This is a genomic window from Microvirga zambiensis WSM3693 (genome assembly GCF_016735695.1).
In the GTDB taxonomy this organism is placed as follows: domain Bacteria; phylum Pseudomonadota; class Alphaproteobacteria; order Rhizobiales; family Beijerinckiaceae; genus Microvirga; species Microvirga zambiensis.
Genome location: NZ_JAERQD010000074.1, coordinates 1 through 22,068, shown reverse-complemented (window position 1 = coordinate 22,068; position 22,068 = coordinate 1). Strand labels below are relative to the sequence as shown.

Annotated in this window: 22 protein-coding genes; 10 read left to right on the top strand and 12 right to left on the bottom strand. The window is 63.8% G+C overall.

Annotated features, from left to right (window positions below):
- Positions 1–688: 688 nt before the first annotated feature.
- The 3 genes from JKL46_RS29925 (at position 689) to JKL46_RS29915 (ending at position 3,241) form a co-directional block, all read left to right on the top strand.
- Positions 689–2,155 carry a PAS domain S-box protein gene (locus tag JKL46_RS29925; protein ID WP_246529629.1) on the top strand — a complete coding sequence of 489 codons (1,467 nt, stop codon included), beginning with the start codon at positions 689–691 and terminating at the stop codon, positions 2,153–2,155.
- Positions 2,145–2,756: a response regulator FixJ gene (gene fixJ / locus JKL46_RS29920; protein WP_201841119.1), complete on the top strand. Its 612-nt coding sequence runs from the start codon at positions 2,145–2,147 to the stop codon at positions 2,754–2,756. The genes JKL46_RS29925 and fixJ overlap by 11 nt, the downstream gene beginning before the upstream one ends.
- A 107-nt stretch (positions 2,757–2,863) precedes the next feature.
- Positions 2,864–3,241, top strand: a complete 378-nt coding sequence (locus JKL46_RS29915; RefSeq protein ID WP_343074156.1) for a response regulator transcription factor — start codon at positions 2,864–2,866, stop codon at positions 3,239–3,241.
- 140 nt (positions 3,242–3,381) lie between these two features.
- Here JKL46_RS29915 and JKL46_RS29910 read toward each other — a convergent pair whose 3' ends face one another.
- From JKL46_RS29910 to JKL46_RS29855, 12 genes are all read right to left on the bottom strand, one after another.
- Complete coding sequence (locus tag JKL46_RS29910) at positions 3,382–4,068, bottom strand: helix-turn-helix domain-containing protein (protein ID WP_201841116.1); 687 nt, start codon at positions 4,066–4,068, stop codon at positions 3,382–3,384.
- 136 nt (positions 4,069–4,204) lie between these two features.
- The gene (locus JKL46_RS29905) at positions 4,205–5,320 is read right to left on the bottom strand and encodes a hypothetical protein (protein ID WP_201841113.1); all 1,116 of its coding nucleotides are present in this window, start codon (positions 5,318–5,320) and stop codon (positions 4,205–4,207) included.
- Positions 5,317–5,466, bottom strand: a complete 150-nt coding sequence (ccoS, locus tag JKL46_RS29900; protein WP_201841110.1) for a cbb3-type cytochrome oxidase assembly protein CcoS — start codon at positions 5,464–5,466, stop codon at positions 5,317–5,319. Before ccoS ends, JKL46_RS29905 begins: the two co-directional genes overlap by 4 nt.
- A 3-nt stretch (positions 5,467–5,469) precedes the next feature.
- On the bottom strand, positions 5,470–7,707 hold the full coding sequence (locus tag JKL46_RS29895) for a heavy metal translocating P-type ATPase (RefSeq protein WP_201841095.1): 2,238 nt from the start codon (positions 7,705–7,707) through the stop codon (positions 5,470–5,472).
- Between the two features lie 11 nt (positions 7,708–7,718).
- Positions 7,719–8,216 carry a FixH family protein gene (locus JKL46_RS29890; protein ID WP_201841092.1) on the bottom strand — a complete coding sequence of 166 codons (498 nt, stop codon included), beginning with the start codon at positions 8,214–8,216 and terminating at the stop codon, positions 7,719–7,721.
- 11 nt (positions 8,217–8,227) lie between these two features.
- The gene (gene ccoG / locus JKL46_RS29885; protein WP_201841089.1) at positions 8,228–9,685 is read right to left on the bottom strand and encodes a cytochrome c oxidase accessory protein CcoG; all 1,458 of its coding nucleotides are present in this window, start codon (positions 9,683–9,685) and stop codon (positions 8,228–8,230) included.
- 130 nt (positions 9,686–9,815) lie between these two features.
- On the bottom strand, positions 9,816–10,700 hold the full coding sequence (gene ccoP / locus JKL46_RS29880; RefSeq protein ID WP_201841074.1) for a cytochrome-c oxidase, cbb3-type subunit III: 885 nt from the start codon (positions 10,698–10,700) through the stop codon (positions 9,816–9,818).
- 4 nt (positions 10,701–10,704) lie between these two features.
- Entirely contained in the window at positions 10,705–10,860 is a 156-nt protein-coding gene (locus JKL46_RS29875) for a cbb3-type cytochrome c oxidase subunit 3 (RefSeq protein ID WP_201841057.1), read from the bottom strand.
- An 11-nt stretch (positions 10,861–10,871) separates the two neighbouring features.
- Positions 10,872–11,606: a cytochrome-c oxidase, cbb3-type subunit II gene (gene ccoO / locus JKL46_RS29870; protein WP_201841054.1), complete on the bottom strand. Its 735-nt coding sequence runs from the start codon at positions 11,604–11,606 to the stop codon at positions 10,872–10,874.
- Positions 11,607–11,617: 11 nt separating this feature from the next.
- A complete protein-coding gene (gene ccoN, locus JKL46_RS29865; protein ID WP_201841037.1) occupies positions 11,618–13,282 on the bottom strand; it encodes a cytochrome-c oxidase, cbb3-type subunit I in 1,665 nt (554 codons plus the stop codon).
- 118 nt (positions 13,283–13,400) lie between these two features.
- The gene (gene hemN / locus JKL46_RS29860) at positions 13,401–14,750 is read right to left on the bottom strand and encodes an oxygen-independent coproporphyrinogen III oxidase (RefSeq protein ID WP_201841034.1); all 1,350 of its coding nucleotides are present in this window, start codon (positions 14,748–14,750) and stop codon (positions 13,401–13,403) included.
- A gap of 100 nt (positions 14,751–14,850) precedes the next feature.
- Positions 14,851–15,735, bottom strand: a complete 885-nt coding sequence (locus tag JKL46_RS29855) for a helix-turn-helix domain-containing protein (RefSeq protein ID WP_201841032.1) — start codon at positions 15,733–15,735, stop codon at positions 14,851–14,853.
- A gap of 187 nt (positions 15,736–15,922) precedes the next feature.
- Here JKL46_RS29855 and JKL46_RS29850 point away from each other — a divergent pair, with 187 nt between their 5' ends.
- From JKL46_RS29850 to JKL46_RS29825, 7 genes are read left to right on the top strand one after another with little or no spacing between them, the layout of a single operon-like run.
- A complete protein-coding gene (locus tag JKL46_RS29850; protein ID WP_201841028.1) occupies positions 15,923–17,137 on the top strand; it encodes an amino acid ABC transporter substrate-binding protein in 1,215 nt (404 codons plus the stop codon).
- A 21-nt stretch (positions 17,138–17,158) separates the two neighbouring features.
- Positions 17,159–18,034 (top strand): branched-chain amino acid ABC transporter permease, encoded by an 876-nt coding sequence (locus JKL46_RS29845; RefSeq protein WP_201841025.1) that lies wholly within the window; start codon positions 17,159–17,161, stop codon positions 18,032–18,034.
- Complete coding sequence (locus JKL46_RS36715) at positions 18,031–18,366, top strand: hypothetical protein (protein WP_343074155.1); 336 nt, start codon at positions 18,031–18,033, stop codon at positions 18,364–18,366. The genes JKL46_RS29845 and JKL46_RS36715 overlap by 4 nt, the downstream gene beginning before the upstream one ends.
- Complete coding sequence (locus tag JKL46_RS29840; RefSeq protein ID WP_343074154.1) at positions 18,279–18,971, top strand: branched-chain amino acid ABC transporter permease; 693 nt, start codon at positions 18,279–18,281, stop codon at positions 18,969–18,971. Before JKL46_RS36715 ends, JKL46_RS29840 begins: the two co-directional genes overlap by 88 nt.
- Positions 18,968–19,699, top strand: coding sequence for an ABC transporter ATP-binding protein (locus JKL46_RS29835; RefSeq protein WP_201841022.1), 732 nt, complete (start codon positions 18,968–18,970; stop codon positions 19,697–19,699). Before JKL46_RS29840 ends, JKL46_RS29835 begins: the two co-directional genes overlap by 4 nt.
- Complete coding sequence (locus JKL46_RS29830; RefSeq protein WP_201841019.1) at positions 19,692–20,438, top strand: ABC transporter ATP-binding protein; 747 nt, start codon at positions 19,692–19,694, stop codon at positions 20,436–20,438. The genes JKL46_RS29835 and JKL46_RS29830 overlap by 8 nt, the downstream gene beginning before the upstream one ends.
- A gap of 24 nt (positions 20,439–20,462) precedes the next feature.
- The gene (locus tag JKL46_RS29825) at positions 20,463–21,911 is read left to right on the top strand and encodes an aldehyde dehydrogenase (protein WP_201841122.1); all 1,449 of its coding nucleotides are present in this window, start codon (positions 20,463–20,465) and stop codon (positions 21,909–21,911) included.
- Positions 21,912–22,068: the final 157 nt, after the last annotated feature.

The following is a 22,068-nucleotide window of genomic DNA, read 5'->3' as shown; positions in this document are numbered from 1 at the left end:
GCGCCCCGGCCGTCCTCGCGAACCGCCAGATCCCTTAAAGTCCCCGGCGCCAGCCCATCAGAACCGCGCCGCCGATGGCCCTGATCTAGGCCCTGTCCGTTCCGGTGTCAACCGGGTTCGAGAAAGTTTTTGAAGTTTTCTCGAAGTCGATCTTCGCCTCGCTCAGGTCGAGACAAAGTAATCCCGTTCGCAAAAACAGTATTGTTTCTGCGTTGACCTTGCCGCCGGGCCAAAATGACCTGCGGCCGCTGCCGGAAAAGAGCACCAGAGGAGCCGATCACCGCATCCGACCCCGTCGAACCCGCAACCGCTCATGGAAAAGCCGGATCGCACCGACCCGGCCCGCCGACAAAACGCCGGACGACGCCTCCCGGGCTCAACGAACCCGGACAAGCCTGCACACCGACCTGTCGGAAAATCACCCCGGCACAGCCCGCTCACACGAGACCAACGCACCAAGGTCGCGCCGATATAAAGATCAAAAAATTTTTGGCAAGAGGGAATTGAACCTGAGCGGTAAATGGAGAGGAGAAAACCGGTCGGATGCCAGGCGAGTGCGAGGAAGTTGGAACTTGGGCGGACGCTGCTATGCTGCGTCCCGCATTGAGAGGGACACGTGACAGACACAGGTTTCGACGCAGAGCGGCCGCGCTCTCCAGGCATGGCCGCCGAACTTCTCATTCATGCGATGACGGATACGGCTCTTCTCTTGCTCGACGCGCGTGGCAACATTGCGAGCTGGAACAGAGGTGCCGAGGAAATTCTTGGATGGAGTGTGAGCGATGTGCTCGGGCGTCCGGCTGCAATCCTGTATCTGCCGGAAGGCCATGAAGCGGGCAGCTTCGACCGGGACCTTCAATTGGCACGCACAGACGGACGTCACGAGGTGCAGGGACTTTGCGCCCGCAAGGGCGAGCCGGCGTTCATGGCGAGAATGACGATCGCACCCATTGCCGGGCATGGCACCGAAGAAGCCGGCTTTGCCCTGATCATCCGCGACATCACCGAGTGGATCACCGCAGAGGAAGCCCTGAGGACCCGCGAAGCTCATCTGCGATCGATCCTGGAGACGGTTCCCGACGCCATGGTGGTGATCGACGAGGAAGCGCGGATCCAATCCTTCAGTGCCACTGCCGTGCGGCTGTTCGGCTATCCGCCGGAAGAGGTCATCGGCGAGAACGTCAAGATGCTCATGCCGGCACCTTATCGCGAGCAGCACGATTCCTACATGCAGCGCTACAGCCGAACGGGGGAACGGCGGATCATCGGGATCGGGCGTGTGGTCGTCGGTCAACGCAAGGACGGCTCGACATTTCCCATGGAGCTCGCCGTCGGCGAGATGCGTTCGGGCGGCATCCGCTACTTTACCGGCTTCATCCGGGATCTGACGGAGCGACAGCAGACGGAGACCCGTCTGCAGGAGCTGCAATCCGAACTCGTCCACATGTCACGGTTTACTGCGCTCGGCGAGATGGCGTCGACACTCGCTCACGAAATCAACCAGCCGCTGACCGCGATTACCAATTATCTCAAGGGATGCCGCCGGATCCTGGAGCGGATGGAAGGCGAAGCGGTGCCCATGCTCCGCGGCGCTGTCAACGAAGCTGGGGAGCAGGCCCTGCGGGCGGGGCAGGTGATCCGTCACCTGCGTGAGTTCGTGGCACGCGGCGAGAGCGAGCGCCATATCGAAAGCCTGCCGAAGCTCATCGAAGAGGCGAGCGCACTCTCTCTTGTGGGGGCCAAGGAGCAGGGTGTTCGAGTTGCGTTCGACTTCGATCCGAACGCGCCGTTCGTGCTGGCCGACCGGATCCAGATCCAGCAGGTTCTGCTGAACCTCATCCGCAACGCCCTCGAGGCGATGCAGGAAACCTCCCACCGAGAGCTCAAGGTCGCCACGCGGCTTGTCGACGACGCCCATGTCGAACTGAGCGTCGAGGACACCGGTCCGGGGCTCGCTCCCGAAGTGGCGGCTCAGCTCTTTCAGCCTTTCGTCACCACCAAGAAACATGGCATGGGAGTGGGTCTGTCGATCTGCCGGACGATCGTCGAGGCCCATGGCGGCAAAATCTGGGCAGAGTCGAACCGGGGCGAGGGAACGATGTTCCGCTTCACGCTGAGAGCCGTCAGGAGAGAGGAGATCTCAGATGCCGAGTGATGTTGCCGTGCACGTGGTTGACGATGACGTTGCGGTGCGCAAGTCACTGGCCTTTCTGCTCGCCTCCGAGGGGCTTCCCGTCCAGTTGCATGAATCCGCCTCCGCGTTTCTCGACAATCTGCCGAGCGGAGCCGAAGGCTGCATTGTCACGGATGTCCGCATGCCGGGTATCGACGGCATCGAACTGATCCGGCGCCTGAAGGATCGCGGCATGGCCTTGCCGATCATCGTCATCACGGGGCATGCCGATGTGCCGATGGCGGTCGAGGCCATGAAGGAAGGCGCTCTCGAGTTTCTCGAAAAGCCTTTCAGCGACGAGGTTTTTCTGACAACGGTCCGGGCGGCCTTGTCCCGTCAGGAAAAAGACAGCCAACACGGAGCCCAGGTTGCGCAGATTCAGGCGCGCTTCGACGCCCTGTCCGAGCGCGAGCGCCAGGTCCTCGATGGACTCGTGGCAGGCAAGGCGAACAAGGTGATCGCCTATGATCTCGGAATCAGTCCCCGGACCGTGGAGATCTATCGGGCCAATGTCATGACGAAGATGCAGGCCAAGAGCCTGTCTGAGCTTGTCCGCTTGGCTCTGATGATCGGTCCGAGCTAGCCCCTTAAGGAATTTTCCGGAGTAGGGGAAAAGTCCCTGCCGTGCATAATGCCGCCGTCGGTTTCCGGCTTGTGCTTCGGGCCCCGATCGAGGATCAACAGGCTTCCATGATGTCCAAGCTCGCCGGACCGGTTATCGTCGTGGACGACGATGCGGCGGTTCGAAACTCGCTGAAGTTCGCCCTCGAACTCGAGGGCCTGTCGGTGCGTCTGTTCAAGGATGGTGCCGAGCTTCTTGCCGAGCCCGAGCTGCCTCGGGATGGATGCTTTGTGATCGACTACAACATGCCCGGCATGACTGGGATCGAGTTGGTAGGCAGGCTTCGGCAGCGCCGGATCGACAATCCCGCGATCCTGATCGCATCCCGGATCAGCGATGATCTTTATGGGCAGGCAGCCCGTTGTGGCTTCAGCAGGGTCCTCGAAAAGCCTCTGCACGACAGCGAGTTGCTCGATAGCATTTATGATGTGTTGAGGGATAGCTAGCGCTTCTCCCGCAAAATGAATCGGTTCGCTGACGGGAATGCGGTAGGCCGGGAAAAGATGGTCGAGAAGCCGCCGGACAACGACGAGTGCGTGCCATCCCGGTCGGCGGCAGGCAACCCATATGAGATGGCAGCCAGTCATTAGGAATTTAGCCGCTTCAGCTCCGCCTTGTTGCATAGAATGACCCGACGAGCCGAGATGAGCTCTATGATGCCCTGCCGCTCGAGCTGGGTGAATGAGCGGGAGACGGTCTCGATGGTCAGGCCGAGATGGTCGGCGATATCGGTGCGTGACATCGGAAGGTCCAGGATGTTGCTTCCGCTCGTGCGATCCGCCATGTCGAGAAGAAATGTCGCGATCTTTTCCAGGGCCGATTTGCGTCCGAGAAGGAGCATGTGGTTCTGCGCCCGCACCAGGGAGCGTACCATGCCGGCTGTCATGTCCGTCGCGGCCTCTGGATCGATCGCCGTCAAGGTCGCGAGACGGTTCCGGCGATAGGCAACGATCGTGCAATCGCCGACAGCCTCGGCACAGAAGCGGTGCTCATCGTCCGCCTCGATCCCAAAGATGTCTCCGGCGAGATGGAAGGCATCGATCTGGCGGCGGCCATCGCTCAGAAGCTTCGAGGTGCGAACGACGCCGGAGAGGACCTTGTAGACGAAAGCGGCCCGGTCTCCTTCGGCGAAGATTTCCTCGTCCTTGGCATAGGAATGGACGGTGCCTGCGGGAACGGCTGTGACGTCAACGGATTTGCGGAGTCGCGGAAGGTCCAGCGCGACGAGCGGAAGGGGCGATGTTGGGGCTTTGGCCAGGAGCGCAGTGTGCATCGAACCCTCGTGTTCTCAAACAGGTGACGTTGGTTCATGGCTACTGCCGAAGAGGCTGGGCTAAAATTCCGGTCAGATACCTAAGGGGTTTTCCTTAGGTGCATTTGGGAGCCCCGAGACCGCGCGCGAACCGGCCCTAAGCAAGGGATCCGGCAGCGAGCGCACCGAGAATGGCACCCCCAAGCAGGGCTGCGTCATGAAGACCGAGGATCCAGCGCGATGCCTGGCCATTGCGATGAATCCAGAGGGTGGTTCCGAGCATGACCAGGGACCAGCCGGCTCCGACGAGAACGGCGGAGGCCGCGAATGCACCGGCAGTGCCGGACAGCGCGAAGCAAGCGGCGCCCACGATCAGCAGCAGGATCCCCGTCGCGGATAAGGGGATCGGGCGGGCCGCCTGAGGGATGACGGCAAGCGCGAGGGAAGGGGCATACATCGCCATAACATGCCAGGCCACGGCACCGAACGCGGCTTCCGAGGGAGCGCATCCGATGACAGCAATGGGCGTTGCGCCCATCAAGGCGGTCATCGCAAACCAGCCGAGGGTGCCGATACCGGTCGGCAGGAGTGCCGAGCGCCATCCTTTGAGGGAAGATCCCGCGATTCCCCGCTCATGAAGCCTGCGGTAGGGCAAAGATGCGGTCATGGCGAGGGACACTATGTGAGCGAGCGCGGCCGCGGTCGCGGTGCCGACGAAAACCTGGTGTGAAGCGAGAGTCTCCGCTATGGACGCCAGGGTCGGGGCCGTCAGGCTCGCGAGCGTTGCCGCACCGAAGACGAGCAGGAGCGCACCGGCTCCTCTGCCGCTGACAGGCACTGCAGCGTGGCGATAGAACAGGCTGAACCCGCCTGCGATCCCGAGCCAGAAGGCACCGAGCACCAGCGCGCCGAAATGCATGGAGACGAGCGCCCAGGCGAGAACGAGGCCACCCGCCGCTCCAAGGCTTCCACCCGATGCGAACGCGGCGCGGCGGCCGAAGGAATCGAGAAGGAGCGCCGCCGGAAGGCTCGCCAGAGCGGCGCCGACGTAGAACGCCGCATAGGGCAGGGTGGCCAGACCGCGGGTCGGTGCGAGCGAGAGGCCTGCCAGGGGCAGGATGCCGAGCGTCAGGACCTGTGCGAGGACCGAGAAGGCGAAACCTGCGGCGAGCAGGGCAGTTCCTCGCCTGTCGATGGTTCCATCGCCCAGAGTGCCCGGCTCACAGATGCATTCGAGCTGCCCCGCCCGGGGAGCAACGGCAAGGGAGGTCATTTCCGCATGTCGTCATCGAACAGGACGCGCACGGCCGCGCCCTGCACATCGTCATATTGGCCGCTTTTCAGCGACCACATGAAGGCCGCCAGTCCCGACAGGCCGAGCAGCAGGGCCATGGGCACGAGATAGATCAGGACTTCCATGCATCAGGCTCCTTGTGCAGCCGGAACGGGATGGGAAGGCGGCGCCTCCGGGATCGGCTTGGAGGCGCGGCCTCGCGCGCGGAGGGCGTTGAGGGTCACGAGCGACGACGAGCCCGACATGGCGAGTGCTGCCACGAGCGGCGTGACGAAGCCCAGGAATGCAAGCGGCACTGCGATCAGGTTGTAGATAAGCGCAATGCCGAGATTCTGGCGCATCAGACGATGGGCGCGGCAGGCGATCTCGATCGTGCTCAGAACGGGCCGAAGCCGGTCGCCGAGGAAGACGGCATCGGCCTGCGCCTGGGTCAGGTCGGCCGCGCTGATCGGCGAGAGCGAAACGTGGGCCGAGGCGAGAGCGGGCGCGTCATTGAGGCCGTCACCGACCATCAGAACCTTGCGGCCTTCCGCCTTGAGGTCTTCGAGCATGGCGATCTTGTCGGCCGGCTTGCAGCCGCCGCGCCAGAGGGCGATGCCGAGCGCCGCGGCAATCGGCGCGACCGCCTCGGGCCTATCGCCGGACAGGATGCGGCAATCAAGGCCGCGTTGCCTGAGTTGCTGCACGATGGCGGCGGCGTCCGGGCGCAAAGCCTGCCGTACCAGCAGAACAATCTGCTCTTCGCCCCAGGAGAAGGCGATCACGGACGCGAACGGATCCGACGCAACGGCTTGGTCTGCAAGGACCTGCGCGTCGCAGAAAGCCGGACTGCCGAGGCGCATCTCCCGGCCGTCGACGACGGCCCGGACACCGCAGCCCGGCTCCTCGGTCGCGTCGTCGTAGGGGCGGCAATCGCTTGCCATCTGCGCGACGGCCGTTGCCAGTGGATGATGGCTCGACAAGGCGAGTCGGCTCGCGGCCTTGAGAAGATCGGGGTGCAGGTCAACGGCGTTGACCACGCTCATGGTGGGCAGAGTGAGAGTGCCGGTCTTGTCGAAGACGACCGTATCGACTCTTGCCAAGCGTTCGAAGACGTCGCCCGCGTTAAGGAAGACACCGGCTCGGAAGAGAGCGCCGGAGGCGACGACCTGAACCACGGGCACTGCAAGTGCGAGGGCACAGGGGCAGGTGATGATCAGCACCGCGATGGCTGTAAGCAGCGCGTCGTGAACGGAAGCACCGGTCACGATCCAGGTCACAGCCGTAATCGCGGCTGCCGTATGCACGACCGGCGCGTAGATCTTCGCCACGCGGTCCGCCAGTTGCACATAGCGCGATTTGGCGGTGGCTGCATTCTCCAGCAGCCGTTCGACCTCGTCGAGCAGGGTGCCCTTGCCGGCAGCCCTCACGGTGAGGGTAAGAGTGCCGTTGTAGTTCATGCTCCCTGCATAGACCTGGCTGTCGACCATGACCGCTCGGTGCGCCGTTTCTCCCGTGACCAGGCTCTCGTCGATATCCGACGAGCCGGATATCACGATGCCGTCGACGGAGATGCGCTCCCCCGGGCGGACCAGAACCCGGTCGCCGCTATTCAGGGCCGCGGTGGGCATCAGGGCGATCTCGCCGTTCTCCTCGATCCTATGGGCGACCTCAGTCCGGAACGAAGCGAGGTTGCTTGCCACGGCTCGCGTCTTCCGACGCATGGCCTGATCGAGATAGCGGCCGCAGAGCAGAAAGAAGAGCAGCATGACCACCGAGTCGAAATAGGTGTGCTCGGCAGAGTTGATGGTCTCGACCACAGACATGCTCAAAGCGAGCAGGATGCCGATGACGATGGGCACATCCATGTTGGTGCGCCGGTTGCGCAATGCGCCCATAGCGCTCTGGAAGAAGGGCTGCCCGGCATAGGCCACTGCCGGCAGGGCGATGAGCGCGGCGAGCCAGTGGAAGAAATCGCGGGTTTCAGGCGTGATGTCCGTCACGTTGCCTGACCAGACGGACACCGCCAGCAGCATGATGTTCATGGAGGCAAAGCCTGCCACCGCAAGGCACTTCAGAAGCCACTTGGCGCGGCGGTCCTCTTCTTCCTCGACCAGCCTCGACTTGAAGGGGTGAGCCCGGTAGCCGAGCCGTCGCAATTCCTCGACGACTGCTGCGGGAGACATTTGACCGTCTCGCCACTCCACCGCGAGGCGATGATTGGTGTAGTTCAGCCGCGCGTCCACGACGCCGGGCAGCTTGCACAAACCGCCCTCGATCTCGTCGATGCAGGCGGCGCAGTCGATACCTTCGATGGCAAGGTCGAGATGGGCCGTGCCGTCGTCCTGGCGCTTTACATAAATGGTGAGGTCGAGGGTCTCGGCCATCGCGAAAATCCTTAGAGCGAGATACGGCTCTTGGAGCGGAAGACGGTTTCCGTCTCGCGCTTCAGATCAATCACGAGATCCCACTGGCCTTCCGGCATGGGGGTGAGGCTCTTGAACTGGCCCGGGGTCAGCTCGACGAGTTCAAGCGGCACATCACGCCGCTTGTCGGTCGGATGAGCAAGGCGGATCTCGGGAGCAAGACCGGTCAACGTCTGGCCCTGAGCGTCCCGCGCTGTAACGATGAGGCTGGGAGCATCTCTCCGCTGCAGGGAGGCTTCGACCGACCAGTGGCGCGCGTCCTGGGCCTGGGCCGCCGCAACATCGTTCTTGAACGTCAGGCCCGCCTTATACGCACTTTCCGTTTCGACCCCACTGAAGCTCGAGATGGCGACGCGCACCATGTAGAAGTTCATGGCGAAGATGATGCCGAAGAACGACACGAAGTAGATCAGGACCGTGCGTCCCGTGATGGGCCTGGAAAGCCGTCCAATAGGGGCCGTTGTGGACATGGTGTCGTTCCTTAAGGAGCTTTGAAGTGATCGATCGTGCTGGCGGTATCGCCGGTGGCGAGGTCGGTGAGGACGAACCGGAGTGCGGTCGAGTCGGCATCGGTCGATGCGGTATCGGTGACCAGCACACGTGCCTCGAGGGTCTGGTCCGGGCCGACGGCGACGATAGCGCGTCCGCGCTGGTCGATCTCGCCGCCCACCACGTCGACTTTGGCCTCGGCTAGGCCTTCAATAGCGAGGGCATAGCGGCGGGCGTCGAGATTCTTGTTGGCGATGCGGATGGTGAAGCCGTTGCGGATAGAACCGTCCGAGAGGCGAACGAAGAGCGGATTGCGATCGTGCATGACGGTGAGATAGAGGTTCTGGCGCATGGCAAGCGAGGCGATCATGACCGCGCCGACCAAGGCGATGAGGCCGGCGTAGAAGAGCGTGCGCGGACGCACGATACGGCGCACCTCCGGGCGGCCCTCGATGCGCGCCTGGACGTTCATGTCGGTGTCGTAGGCGATCAGGCCCTGCGGACGGCCGATCTTGTCCATCACGTTGTCGCAGGCATCCATGCACAGGCCGCATTGGATGCAGTCGAGCTGCAGACCCTTGCGGATGTCGACGCCGGTTGGGCATACGGCGACACATTGGTTGCAGTCGATGCAATCGCCCGCTGGCAGCCCCTGCAGCTTCAAGGCCTCGTTCTTCTTCACGGAGCCGCGTGGCTCGCCGCGGTCGTAGCGGTAGGTGACGTTCAGGGCGTATTCGTCCGTCAACGCAGCCTGGATGCGCGGCCAGGGACACATATAGGTGCAGACCTGCTCGCGCATGAAACCGGCGAGCGTATAGGTGGTGAAGGTGAGGATGCCGATCCACAGATAGGCGTGGAACGAGGCCTGGAAGGTCGCGAGTTCATAGACCAGGGTTGGCGCATCCGCGAAATAGAGCACCCAGGCGCCGCCGGTCCACCAGGCGATCATGAGCCAGATGAAGTGTTTCAGCGATTTCCGCCCGAGCACACCGATCGTGAGCTTTTCCTTGTCGTGACGCATCCGCTCGCGCCGGTCGCCCTCGACCCAGCGCTCGACCGCGTAGAACAGATCCGTCCAGACGGTCTGCGGGCAGAGATAGCCGCACCAGACCCGACCCGCGACGGCATTCATGAGAAAAAGAGTCAGCGCAGCCAGCACAAGGAGGCCGGTGATGTAATAGACCTCTTGCGGCCAGATCTCGATGAAGAAGAAATAGAAGCGGCTGTTGGCGAGATCGACGAGGATGGCCTGATCCGGCGCGTTGGGGCCGCGATCCCAACGAATGAAGGGCAGGAAGTAGTAGATGCCCAGGGTGACGGCGAGCACGACCCATTTGATCGTACGATAGCGGCCCTTCACGGCCTGGGGGTAGATCTGCTTGCGGGGAGCGTAGAGCGGCGCGTCGTCCGTCGCAGCGCCTAGGGGATGAGGAAGGGGGGCGTCAGCCATCGAATCTGTCGCAATCGTCTCGATCTGAATGACGATGGAATACGATGGGTCGAGCTGAGCTGCCTTGATCCAAATCAAGCAGCGGCCGGAGGTTGCCCTCCGGCCGCTCATCTTGCATCCTTCCAGCCGATTAGGGCCTTTGATCGCCACCCAGGGAATGGACGTAAAGGGTCAGCGCCTTGATGGTCGTATCGTCGAGGCGTCCGTGCCACGTGGGCATGACGCCTCCGCGACCGTTCATCAGGCCTTCCACGATGGTCGCTTTGTCGGAGCCGAAGAGCCAGATCTTGTCCGACAGGTTCGGCGCACCGAGATCCAGATTGCCCTGACCCTTGTCGCCATGGCAAGCAGCACAGTTGTCGGCGAAGACCTTGGCGCCCGCATTCAGGTTCGCTCCCTTGTCCGTCGACAGGCCCGACAGGGAGCGCACATAGTCCGCCGCATGCGAGATCTCCTCGCGCTTGAGCATCCCGTCGCGACCGAAGGCGGGCATGGTGCCGGAATGTCCTTGGTCGCTGGTCGACCGGGCGCCATGCCGGATGGTGTGCTCGATCTGAACGAGCGAACCGCCCCAGAGCCAGTCGTCGTCGTTCAGGTTCGGATAGCCCTTGGCACCGGCGCCGCCCGCGCCGTGGCAGGGGGCGCAGTTATCCCCGAAGGCCGCCTTGCCCTGGGCCCGCGCAAAGGCGAACATTTCCGGATCCCGCCTGATCTCCTCGAGCGAGGCATCGGCGAGCTTCGTCGTCATGCCGGAGCGCTGCTGCTTGAGAGCATCAAGATCGGCCACCACGGCCTCACGGGACTGCCATCCGAGCGCGCCCTTGGTATAGGACGAGACCAGCGGCCATGCCGGATAGGCGATGCAATAGGCAATCGCCCAGGCGATGCTGGCATAGAAGGTCCAGAGCCACCAGCGCGGCAGCGGATTGTTGAGCTCCTGGATGTCATCCCAGCTATGCCCGGTGGTGGTGACGCCGGTGATGGCGTCAACCTGTTCCTTGTTGTCGTGGGCCATGGGATCAGTCCTCCTGGAGAGGCATGCGCGAGGCCGCATCGAAACGGTCCTTCCGCGACGGAGCGAGGGCATAGATCAACACAGCCAGGAAGACGGCGAGGAAGTAGAGAAGTCCCCAGGTCTGAGCGAATTCGGCGAAAAATTTATATGCAGCTGGCATGGTCGTGATCCTCAGCGCACGTTGGCCTTGTTGTCGTAGAGCTTGAAGTCGACCTGCGTGCCGAGCATCTGCAGATAGGCAATCAGGGCGTCGGCTTCGGTCACCTTCTGCGGGTTTCCGTCGAAGGTGCGAGACTGGGCTTTCGGATAGCGCTTGGCGAGGTCGACGGTGTTCGGATCGTCGGCATTGGCCTGGATGCGAATGTCACTTTCGGCGTGCTTGAGCATCTCGTCGCTATAGGGCACGCCGAGTGTCGCCTGGACCTTCAGCTCCTGCGCGATGGAGGCCGCGTCGAGCTCGGTGTTTTCGAGCCAGGGATAGCTCGGCATGATCGAGCCGGGCACCACGGCGCGGGGGTCTTTCAGGTGATCCTTGTGCCAGTCGTCGGAATATTTGTTGCCGAGACGGGCGAGGTCCGGGCCCGTGCGCTTGGAGCCCCACTGGAACGGTCTGTCATACATGCTCTCAGCAGCGAGAGAATAGTGGCCGTAGCGCTCGACCTCGTCTCGCAGGGGACGGATCATCTGGCTGTGGCAGTTGTAGCAGCCTTCGCGCACATAGATGTTGCGGCCGGCCATCTCGAGCGGGGTGTAGGGCCTCACTCCCTCCACCTTCTCGATGGTGCTCTTCAGGTAGAAGAGCGGCACGATTTCCACCAGACCGCCGATGGAGATGACGATCAGCACGCCGATGATGAGGATGATCGAGTTGGTCTCGAAGATCTTGTGACGGGACCAGAATGACATGATCGTTTCCTTTATTCCGCGGCGACGAGGACGGGCTGCATGGCCTGAGGCGCTTCCTCGACCGCCTCTCCGACCGAGATCGTCTTCCAGACGTTCCAGGCCATGATGAGGCTGCCAGCCACGAAGAAGGCGCCGCCGAGCGCGCGGATGACATAGAAGGGGTTCATCGCCTCCACGGTCTCGATGAACGAGTATTCGAGGAAGCCGAGGCTGGTATAGGCACGCCACATGAGGCCCTGAAGGATGCCAGCCACCCACATCGACGAGATGTACAGAACGATGCCGAGAGTGGAGATCCAGAAGTGCCAGGAGACGGCCTTCATGGAATAGAGTTCCTTCTTGTTCCATAGCCACGGGACGAGGCAGTAGATGGCGCCGAAGGAGATGTAGGCGACCCAGCCCAGCGCCCCGGCATGGACGTGGCCGATGGTCCAGTCGGTATAGTGCGAGAGCGAATTCACGGCCTTCACGGACATGAGCGGGCCCTCGAAAGTCGCCATGCCGTAGAAGGCGACCGACACCACCATGAGACGCAGGACCGGATCCGTGCGGAGCTTGTCCCAGGCGCCGGAGAGGGTCATGAGTCCGTTGATCATGCCGCCCCATGAGGGCATCCACAGCATGACCGAAAACACCATGCCCAGCGTCTGCGCCCAGTCGGGCAGGGCGGTGTAGTGCAGGTGGTGGGGACCTGCCCAGATATACATGAAGATCAGCGACCAGAAGTGGATGATCGAGAGGCGGTACGAATAGACCGGCCGCTCGGCCCGCTTCGGGATGAAGTAGTACATGATGGCGAGGAAGCCGGCGGTGAGGAAGAAGCCGACCGCATTATGGCCATACCACCACTGCACCAGCGCATCCTGCACGCCCGACCAGACGATGTAGCTCTTGGGCGAGAAGATCGAGACCGGGATCGCGGCGTTGTTGCCGAGATGCAGGACGGCGATGGTCAGGATGAAGGCGAGATAGAACCAGTTCGCCACGTAGATGTGGGGTTCCTTGCGACGCATGACCGTGCCGAGGAAGACCAGGAAATAGGTGACCCAGACGATGGTCAGGAAGAGGTCGGCGTACCACTCGGGTTCCGCGTATTCCTTGCCCTGGGTGATGCCGAGCAAATAGCCCGTGCCGGCGATCACGATGAAGAAGTTGTAGCCCAGCACCACGAACCACGGCGCGATATCGCCGACCATCCGCGCGCGGCAGGTGCGCTGTACGACGTAGAACGATGAGGCAATCAGCACGTTGCCGCCGAACGCGAAGATCACCGCCGATGTGTGCAGCGGCCGCATCCGGCCGAAGGATAGCCATGCGGTGTCGAAATTCAGGGCCGGGAAGGCAAGCTGCAGGGCGATCAGCAGGCCGATGGTGAAGCCGGCGATGCCCCAGAACACCGAGGCGATGGTCGCGAACTTCACCGGACCCATATTGTAGTTCGGCTTGCCGCCGATGGTCAGCGGAGGAGGCTCCAAGGGACGCTCGTAGTAGCGGTTCACAATGGTGAATACCGCGGCAACGCTGGCGGCTGCAAAGAGATAGGCGTGAAAGGCGTATCCGGGCGTATAGGCCTTCGCCGCGATGATGATGCTGAGGAGTGCCAACGCCGCGAAGGCAAGGGCGGAGCCCATTTCGCCGAAGGTCATTCCTTTTGAGGGTGATACCGCTTGAGCCATAGGCTTCAACCTTTTGAGAATCTCGGCGACGCCTGGAGCTTCGCCGTCGGTCGAGTCGTAAGGAGAGGGTGGGAAACGAGCATTGATGCAGATCAAACGGCCAGGACTGCCGGGCCCGTTACAAAGCGCGGGAATGGCGCTGTGCACCGGTTTCGAGGTAGCGGTCGAAGACGGCACAGACATTCCGCACCAAGGCGCGTCCCTCGTCGGGAATCGTCAGGGTGAACCCATCGCGGGCGACGAGGCCATCCGCGGCCAGTTCGTCGATAGCTCGGATTTCGCAGGCGAGCTCCGAAACGCTTCCGTGAAATTCCGAAGCAATCTCATCGAGATTCACCGAAAAGTCACACATCAACCGTTCGATGATCGTGCGGCGCAGGCGGTCGTCCTTGGACAGGGCGACGCCGCGAACCACAGGAAGCCGGCCGCTGAGCACGGCTTCGCGATAGGCAACCGTCGTAGGAGCGTTCTGGATATAGCCTTGCGGCAATGATCCGATGGCAGAGGTGCCGAACCCGATCAGCGCGGACGCTTCGTCCGTGGTATAGCCCTGAAAATTGCGATGCAGCCGGCCTTCGCCCTGCCTGCGCGCCATAGGATCATCGGGCCTGGCGAAGTGATCGATCCCGATCTGGACATAGCCGCCTTCGACGATGGCCGCGGCGGCCGCCTCGCGCTGCTCGACACGTTCCACGGCGTCGGGCAGGGAAGCCTCCGGCAGGAGAGCCTGATGGCGCTTCATCCAGGGCACGTGGGCGTAGCCGAAGAGCGCGATGCGATCCGGGTGGAGGTCGAGCGCCATTTTGACCGAGCGCACGACGCTCTCGGAAGTCTGGAACGGCAGGCCATACATCAGGTCAAGGTTGAGGCCGCTCACGCCGGCTTGGCGCAGCCAGCCGGCGACCTGTGCCGTCCGCTCGAAGGATTGCACCCGCCGGATGGTCTCCTGGACCTTCGGGTCGAAGTCCTGAACGCCGAGGCTCGCCCGGTTGAGCCCGGAGGCGGCAAGCGCGTCGACATGCTCAGGGGTGATCGTCCGCGGATCGATCTCGACCGCAATCTCCGCGTCGGGAAGAATCTCGAAGGCCGCACCGAGATGCCTTGAGATCCGTTGGAGGTCTTCCGGCGACAGAATGGTCGGAGTGCCTCCGCCCCAGTGAATGTGGGAGACGGTCATGCGGCTGGGCAGGCGCTCTGAAACGAGCTCGATCTCCCGTTCCAGGCAATCCACATAGGCGGCCACGGCCTTGTAGCTGCGAGTGACGGTGGTGTTGCAGCCGCAATAGAGACAGAGCTCGGCGCAGAAAGGGACGTGCAGGTACAGGGACAAGGGCTTGTCCGGTACGAGCTCGGCGAGCCAGGAGGCGTAGGTTTCCGGCGTGATGTCCGGCTTGAAATGCGGCGCGGTCGGGTAGCTGGTGTAGCGCGGGACGCGCTGGTCGTAGCGGGCGATGAGTTCCGGGGTCATGCCGGGACCTTGCATGGAAATCCCGCACGGGACCTTGATCTAGGTCAAGGCTGGCAGCTCACTGGCACGAGATACCGGAATGCGATGTTCCAAGCTGCCACTAGGGCCACGCGGCGTAGGAGCCCGTGCTGCCGGCGCGCTGCGCTTTGACGCGCCGGCGATAGACGCCCGGCGGGACGCCGACTTGCTTCTTGAAGAACCGGTTGAAGTACCCGGGATCCTTGAAGCCGAGGCTGAACGCGATCTGCTCGATGGGCACGTCCATCTGCTGGAGGCGCATGCAGGCGTCCTGGATCACCCGGTCGCAGACGAGAGCGCGGGGAGGGTGGCCGGCATTGCGGACGCAGACCGCATGCAACCGGTCTTCGGTCACTCCGAGGGCGGCTGCATAGCGACCGATGCTCCATTGCTCGCGATACCGGAGCTCGACGAGCTGCCGGAATTGTTGCAGCACATGATGCCCCGTGCCCCTTACACCCACTTCGGCCGGCGCATCCCCCTGCGCGAGCCGCCAGATATGCAGGCCGATCAGCGTCAGGTGCGCGCCGAGAATGGCCATGGAGACGCGATCAGGGCTCCGCACCTCCCGGGCCAGGGCCAGGAAGGATTGGGCGATTTCGTCGGCGCGCCCGTGCAGGTGCTGGGGCGGCAGGAGAGCGAGCCGGTTGAGGACCGGGCGCAGCAGCGATCCTTCAGGGGCGCTGCTGATGGTCCTGGTCAGGAAGTCGTCATCCACCGAGAGCATGTAGCCCCGAGCCCCGGCATCGATGCGGATTCTTTCCCCGCCCTGGCTCGGAAGCCAGAGAAGGGAGGGCGAGGGCATCTCCATCTCGTCCTCGGAGGTCCGAAGAATGCCGCCGCGGGACAGGATCAGAAAGGCATGGGACCGCGGTTCGCCCGCGTTTTCCGGAAGCACCCATTCGCGCTCCGATAGCGAAGGCGCAATGGTCTCGGCGTGCAGGACGGCTGTAGGCGCAGCCCACATCGTCTCAGCAGAGCCTGTCTGGGCCCTCGTGGAGTGCGGTCGGCGATGGGGTTTGGCAATCATGCCGGCTGCGTACAATCTTTCGCCAAAACTGTCCAATTTTCATGCTCGAGAGGAAGCGTAAGCTGAAATCATCAAGGGCCGAGCCTGAACGAGAGCCCGAACGAATTATGCTCTGGAGGAAATCATGACCGGTTATGTGACGCGGCGCCATGCCGTCGCCCTGCTCGCCGCTGCGAGCTGCCTTGTCGCCGGGGCTGCGGCCCAAGCCCAGAATTCCATCAAGATCGGGTACGCCATCTCGAAGACCGGCCCGAATACGGGCGGGGCCAGCATCACCACGCTGCCGAATTACCAGCTCTGGGTGAAGGAGGTGAACGCCGCCGGCGGGATCATGCTGTCCGGCAAGCGTGTCCCGGTCGAGATCGTCGAGTACGACGACCGCAGCAACTCGGAGGAGGCGGTGAAGGCCGTCGAGCGCCTCGCCACCCAGGACAAGGTCGACTTCATCCTCTCGCCCTGGGGCACCGGGCTCAACCTCGCCGTCGCGCCGATCATGAACCGCCTCGGCTATCCGCATCTCGCGGTCACCACCAACACCGACCGGGCGCCCGAGCTGGCCAAGAGGTGGCCCAACGCCTCGTTCTGGCTCGGCCTGCCCTCCGACATCTCGACGTCCTTCGTCGACGTGCTGACCAAGATGAAGAACGAGGGCAAGATCGGCGCTAACGTCGCCATGATCGGCGTCTCGGACCAGTTCGGCATCGAGTTGTCGACGGCGGCGCGCAATGCCCTCAAGAAGGCCGGCTTCAACCTCGTCTACGACAAGTCCTATCCGGTGGGCACCCAGGATGTGCAGCCGCTCCTGAAGGATGCGATGGCGGCCAATCCGGATACCTTTATCGCCTTCAGCTATCCGCCGGACACCCTCGGCGTGACCGACACCGCGAAGGTGCTCAACTTCAACCCGAAAGTGTTCTTCGTCGGTGTCGGCACGGCCTTTCCGGTCTACAAGCAGCGTTTCGGCGAGAATGCCAACGGGGTGATGGGCATCGGCGGCTGGAACGCGGATTCCCCGGCCCTCAAGGATTATTTCAAGCGCCATACTGAGGCCATCGGCCGTGAGCCGGACCGCTGGGCGAGCCCGATCACCTATGCCAGCCTGCAGGCCCTGCAGCAGGCCATCGAGAAGGTCGGAAAGATCGACCGGGAAGCAGTGATCAAGGAACTCCAGACCGGGACCTTCGACACCGTCATCGGCAAGGTGAAGCTCGAAGGCGGCCTGCTGCAGAACGTGTGGGGCGTCGGCCAATGGCAGAACGGCGAGTTCTACGGTGTCGCGCCGGCCGCCAAGGAAGGCGCCCGCCAGGTGATCGCCCCCAAGCCCGCCTGGAAGCCGTAACCGGCGCTTTTCGAGTTTGTCATGCTGATCGTCGACATCATCCTCGGCGGGCTGATCCTTGGCGGCATGTATGCCCTTGTCGCCATGGGCCTCACGCTCCAATACGGCGTCGCGCGGATCATGAACCTCGCCTATGGCGAGGTTCTCATCGCCGCCGCCTTCGCCTCCTACCTGCTTTTCACGGCCTTCGCCCTCAGCCCGCTCGTCGGGATGATCCTGGTGCTGCCGGCGGGATTCGCCGCGAGCTGGCTCATCTATCGCGTGCTGCTGGTACCGCTCGTGCGGCGAGCGAAAACGAGAGATGCCCTGGAGGTCGACTCGATCCTGGCGACCTTCGGCCTGCTCTTCGTGGTGCAGGGCATCGCCTTCGTCCTGTTCGGCGGGCAGTACTACAGCTATTCCTATCTCTCGGTTCCGATCACCATCGCCGGGTCGACCATCGCCGTGAACCGGCTGATCGCCTTCGGCTTCGCGGTCGCCTTGAGTCTCATTCTCTATGCATTCCTGATGCGCACCCGGACGGGAACGGCGATCCGCGCCGTCGCCGTCGATCCCACCGCCGCGAGCCTCGTTGCCATCGACGTGCGCAAGGTCGCCGGCCTCGCCTTCGCTCTCGGCGGGGCGATGTGCGCCGCAGGCGGTGTGCTGGTAAGCATGTTTCTGACCTTCAATGCGGCCATGGGCGTCGTCTTCACCATGAAGGCCCTGATCGTCGTGATCATGGGCGGCGTCGGAAACCTCCTCGGCGCCCTGGTGGCGGGCCTGCTGCTCGGACTGGTGGAAACGGTGGTCGCGCGGCTCGTCGATCCCGGTCTGACCCTGGTTGCAACCTTCACCCTGTTTCTCACCGTGCTGCTGGTCCGGCCGACGGGCCTCTTCGGGAGGACAGGGCGATGAAAGCGACTGTCATGCCGGCCATCCTCGTTGCGGTCGCACTGCTCGTGCTCGGCCTTGTTCCCTATCTGGGGTCGAGCTATCACCTCGCCGTCGCCATCGGCATCTTGAGCCAGCTGGTGCTCGCAACCGCCTGGGCTCTTTTCTCGGGCACCACGCGCTACGTCTCCCTCGCCACGGTCGCCTTCTTCGGCATCGGCGCCTACACGGTCGCCGTATACTCGGGGAGGTGCTGCCCTGGCCCCTGGTGCTTCTTGCGGCGACCGGGATCGGTGTTGCCGTCGCGGTGCTGGTCGGCCTGTCGACCTTGCGGCTGTCGGGCGTCTATTTCGTGATCTTCTCCTTCGGCCTCGCCGAACTCATCCGCCAGCTCGTGACCTGGTTCGAGGTCAATGTCAGCGGCTCCGTGGGGCGCTACGTCTTCATCGACATCACCCAGGAATCGATCTTCTGGCATCTCTTCGCGCTGGCCGTGCTCGTCTTCCTGGTCGGGTGGCTCATCCAGCGCTCGCGCCTGGGTCTCGCCCTGCGCGTGATCGGGGACGACGAGACCGTCGCGCGCCATTGCGGCATCGACACTACCCGCGCCAAGCTCCTGCTCTTTGCAATCAGCGCCGCTTTCATGACGCTCACGGGTGCCATCATGGCCCCGCGCTGGACCTATCTCGACCCGACGATCGCCTTCAACCCGGTGGTGTCGTTTCAGGTGCTGATCATGGCGCTCCTCGGCGGGGCCCATCGCCTGTGGGGACCACTTCTCGGCGTGATCCCGCTGACGCTCCTCTTCGAGGTTCTCGGTGCCAATTTCCCGAACTATTTCAGCATCCTCCTCGGCCTTGTCTTCATGCTGATCGTCTATGGCGTACCGAATGGCATTGCGGGACTGGTCGAGCGCACGAAGCTGAAGCCCTTCCTCCTGCAGACCCGGAGGCCCGCATGACCGAGGCTCTCCTTCAGGTCGAAGGCCTGACCCGGCGGTTCGGCGGCCTCGTGGCCGTGAACGGCCTGACGATGGCGGTCGGCGTATCCGAGATCGTCGGCCTGATCGGACCGAACGGTTCGGGCAAGACGACCGCCCTCAATCTCCTCTCCGGCGCCCTGAAGCCCGATGCGGGCGCCATCCGGCTTGCGGGGAAATCCATCGACGGCCTGCCGGCCCACAAGATCACCCGGCTCGGTCTTGCCCGGACGTTCCAGCTCGTTCGCGTGCTGCCGTCACTCGACTGCGTGGAGAACGTGAAGGCCGGGCTCGCCTTCCGCGAGGCGCCGCTCTGGGGAGAGCCGGCGACTGCGGAGGCGCTCCGGCTGCTCCGCCGGGTTGGTTTAGGCAGCAAGGTCGATCATTCCGCGTCGCAGCTGACCTACATCGATCAGAAGCGGCTCGAATTGGCCCGCGCCCTCGCACTCGCGCCGAAGCTGCTGCTGCTCGACGAATGGCTCGCAGGCCTCAACCCCTCCGAGCTGCAGGAGGGCATCGCCCTCATTCGCTCCCTGCGCGAGGAGGGGCTCGCGATCATTCTGGTGGAGCACGTGATGGATGCCATCCGCTCCCTCTGCGACCGCTGCGTGGTGATGAGCGCCGGAACCGTGATCGCGGCCGGCCCGCCCGCCGCCGTTCTCGCGGATCCTGAGGTCATCAGGGCCTATCTGGGAGATCCCGATGCTTGAGGTTTCCAATCTCACGGTCGCCTACGGGCTCCACCGCGCCCTCGAACAGGTGACCTTAAGCATCGGGCAATCCGAGATCGTCGTGATCCTGGGCGCCAACGGGGCGGGCAAATCCTCGCTTCTGAAGGCGATCGCGGGAATCGTGCCTGCGCTTCCGGGAAAACGCATCGTCTTGTCCGGCCAGGACATCTCGGCCCTGCCGCCGCACTGGATCGTCGAGGCGGGTTTGGCGCTCGTGCCCGAGGGACGCGGCATCTTCGGCGATCTCACGGTGCGCGAAAACCTTCGCCTCGGCGCCTATCCAGAACGGTCCCGCGCAAGCGAGCGGGACATCCTTGAGCGGGTGCTCGCTCTGTTTCCCCGCCTTGCGGAACGTCTCGGACAGACCGCACGGACCATGAGCGGCGGCGAGCAGCAGATGGTGGCGATCGGACGGGCGCTCATGTCCAAACCGGACGTGCTGCTGCTCGACGAACCCTCTCTCGGCCTGTCGCCGCTGATGTGCAAGGAGCTGTTCGCGGCACTGGCGCGCATCCGGGAAAGCGGCGTGAGCGTCCTGCTGGTCGAGCAGAACGCCCGGCAGAGCCTCGCCATCGCTGACAGAGGCTACCTCATCGAGACCGGGCGGATCGTCGGCGAGGGCCGCGCGGCGGATCTGCGGGACGATCCCGCGGTGCGCCGGGCTTATCTCGGCGGAGCCTCCGGCGATGTTGCCGCTGCTTCTTCATCCTTCCACTGAGCTGAACCCGGAGCATCACACATGCTGGACATCAATCTTCTCATCGACGGTCGCGACGCGGCGGCCTCGACGGGAGCGACTTTCGAGCGGCGCGACCCGATCAGCGGCGAGGTGGCGAGCCGCGCGGCGGCGGCGAGCGTCGCCGACGCGCAGGCCGCTGCCGACGCCGCGGCTGCGGCATTCCCGGCCTGGTCGAAGCTCGGGCCGAACGCGAGACGTGCCGCGCTCCTGAAGGCGGCCGATCTTCTTGAGGGCAGGGTCGCCGATTTCGTGACCCTGATGGCGACCGAGATCGGCGCCACCGTCGGCTGGGCGCAGTTCAACGTGAAGCTCGCCGCCGGCATGCTGCGAGAGGCGGCCTCGCTGACGACCCAGATCACCGGCGAGCTCATCCCTTCCGACAAGCCGGGCTGCGTCTCCATGGCGGTACGCCAGCCGGCCGGCGTCGTGCTCGGCATCGCGCCCTGGAACGCGCCGGTCATCCTCGGCGTACGCGCCATCGCGACGCCGCTTGCCTGCGGCAACACGGTGGTGCTGAAGGCCTCCGAGATCTGCCCTGGAACACATCACCTGATCGGCGCCGTGCTGCGGGAGGCCGGATTGCCGGCAGGTGTCGTCAATGTGATCACCAACGCGCCGGAAAGTGCCGGCGAGATCATCGAGTCTCTGATCGCGCATCCGGCGGTGCGCCGGATCAACTTCACCGGCTCGACGAGGGTCGGCCGCATCATCGCGGAAACCGCGGCCCGCTTCCTGAAACCCGTGCTCCTGGAACTGGGCGGCAAGGCTTCTCTCGTCGTCCTCGACGACGCCGATCTCGATGGCGCCGTCGCAGCATCCGCTTTCGGCGCCTTCATGAACCAGGGCCAGATCTGCATGTCGACCGAGCGCATCGTTGTGGACAATGCGGTGGCAGACGATTTCGTCGCCAAGCTCGCCGCGAAGGCGGAGTCGCTCCAGGCCGGCAATCCGCGCCACGGCAATTTCGCGCTCGGTTCGCTCGTCGGCGTCGAAGCGGCCGAGCGGATCAGCGGCCTGGTGAACGATGCGGTCTCCAAGGGCGCCAGGCTCCTCGCCGGCGGCCGGGTCGACGGCACGGTGATGTCGGCAACGGTTCTCGACCATGTCACCCCGGCCATGCGGCTTTATGGCGAGGAATCCTTCGGACCCGTCGTCTGCGTCATCCGCGCGACCGGCGTGGAGGAGGCGGTCCGGATCGCCAACGACACGGAATATGGGCTCTCCGCCGCCGTCTTCGGCCGCGACATCACGCGGGCGCTCGACGTGGCACACAGGATCGATTCCGGCATCTGCCACGTCAACGGGGCGACGGTGCACGACGAGGCCCAGATGCCGTTCGGCGGCGTGAAGGCGAGCGGCTACGGCCGCTTCGGCGGCAAGGCCGGGATCAGCGAGTTCACCGAGCTGCGCTGGATCACCATCGAGACCGGCCCGCAGCATTTCCCGATTTGAGAGGGTGCCGCTTCTTCACCTCTCCCCGGTGGGGAGAGGTCGAGCGCAGCGAGGGTGAGGGGGCACAGGTTTATCCGGAAAGGGCGTAACCCCTTGTAACTTCCCTGCTGCCGGATCGGGTATAGTTCCTGGTGCGGCGGCGGGCAGCAGACCGTCA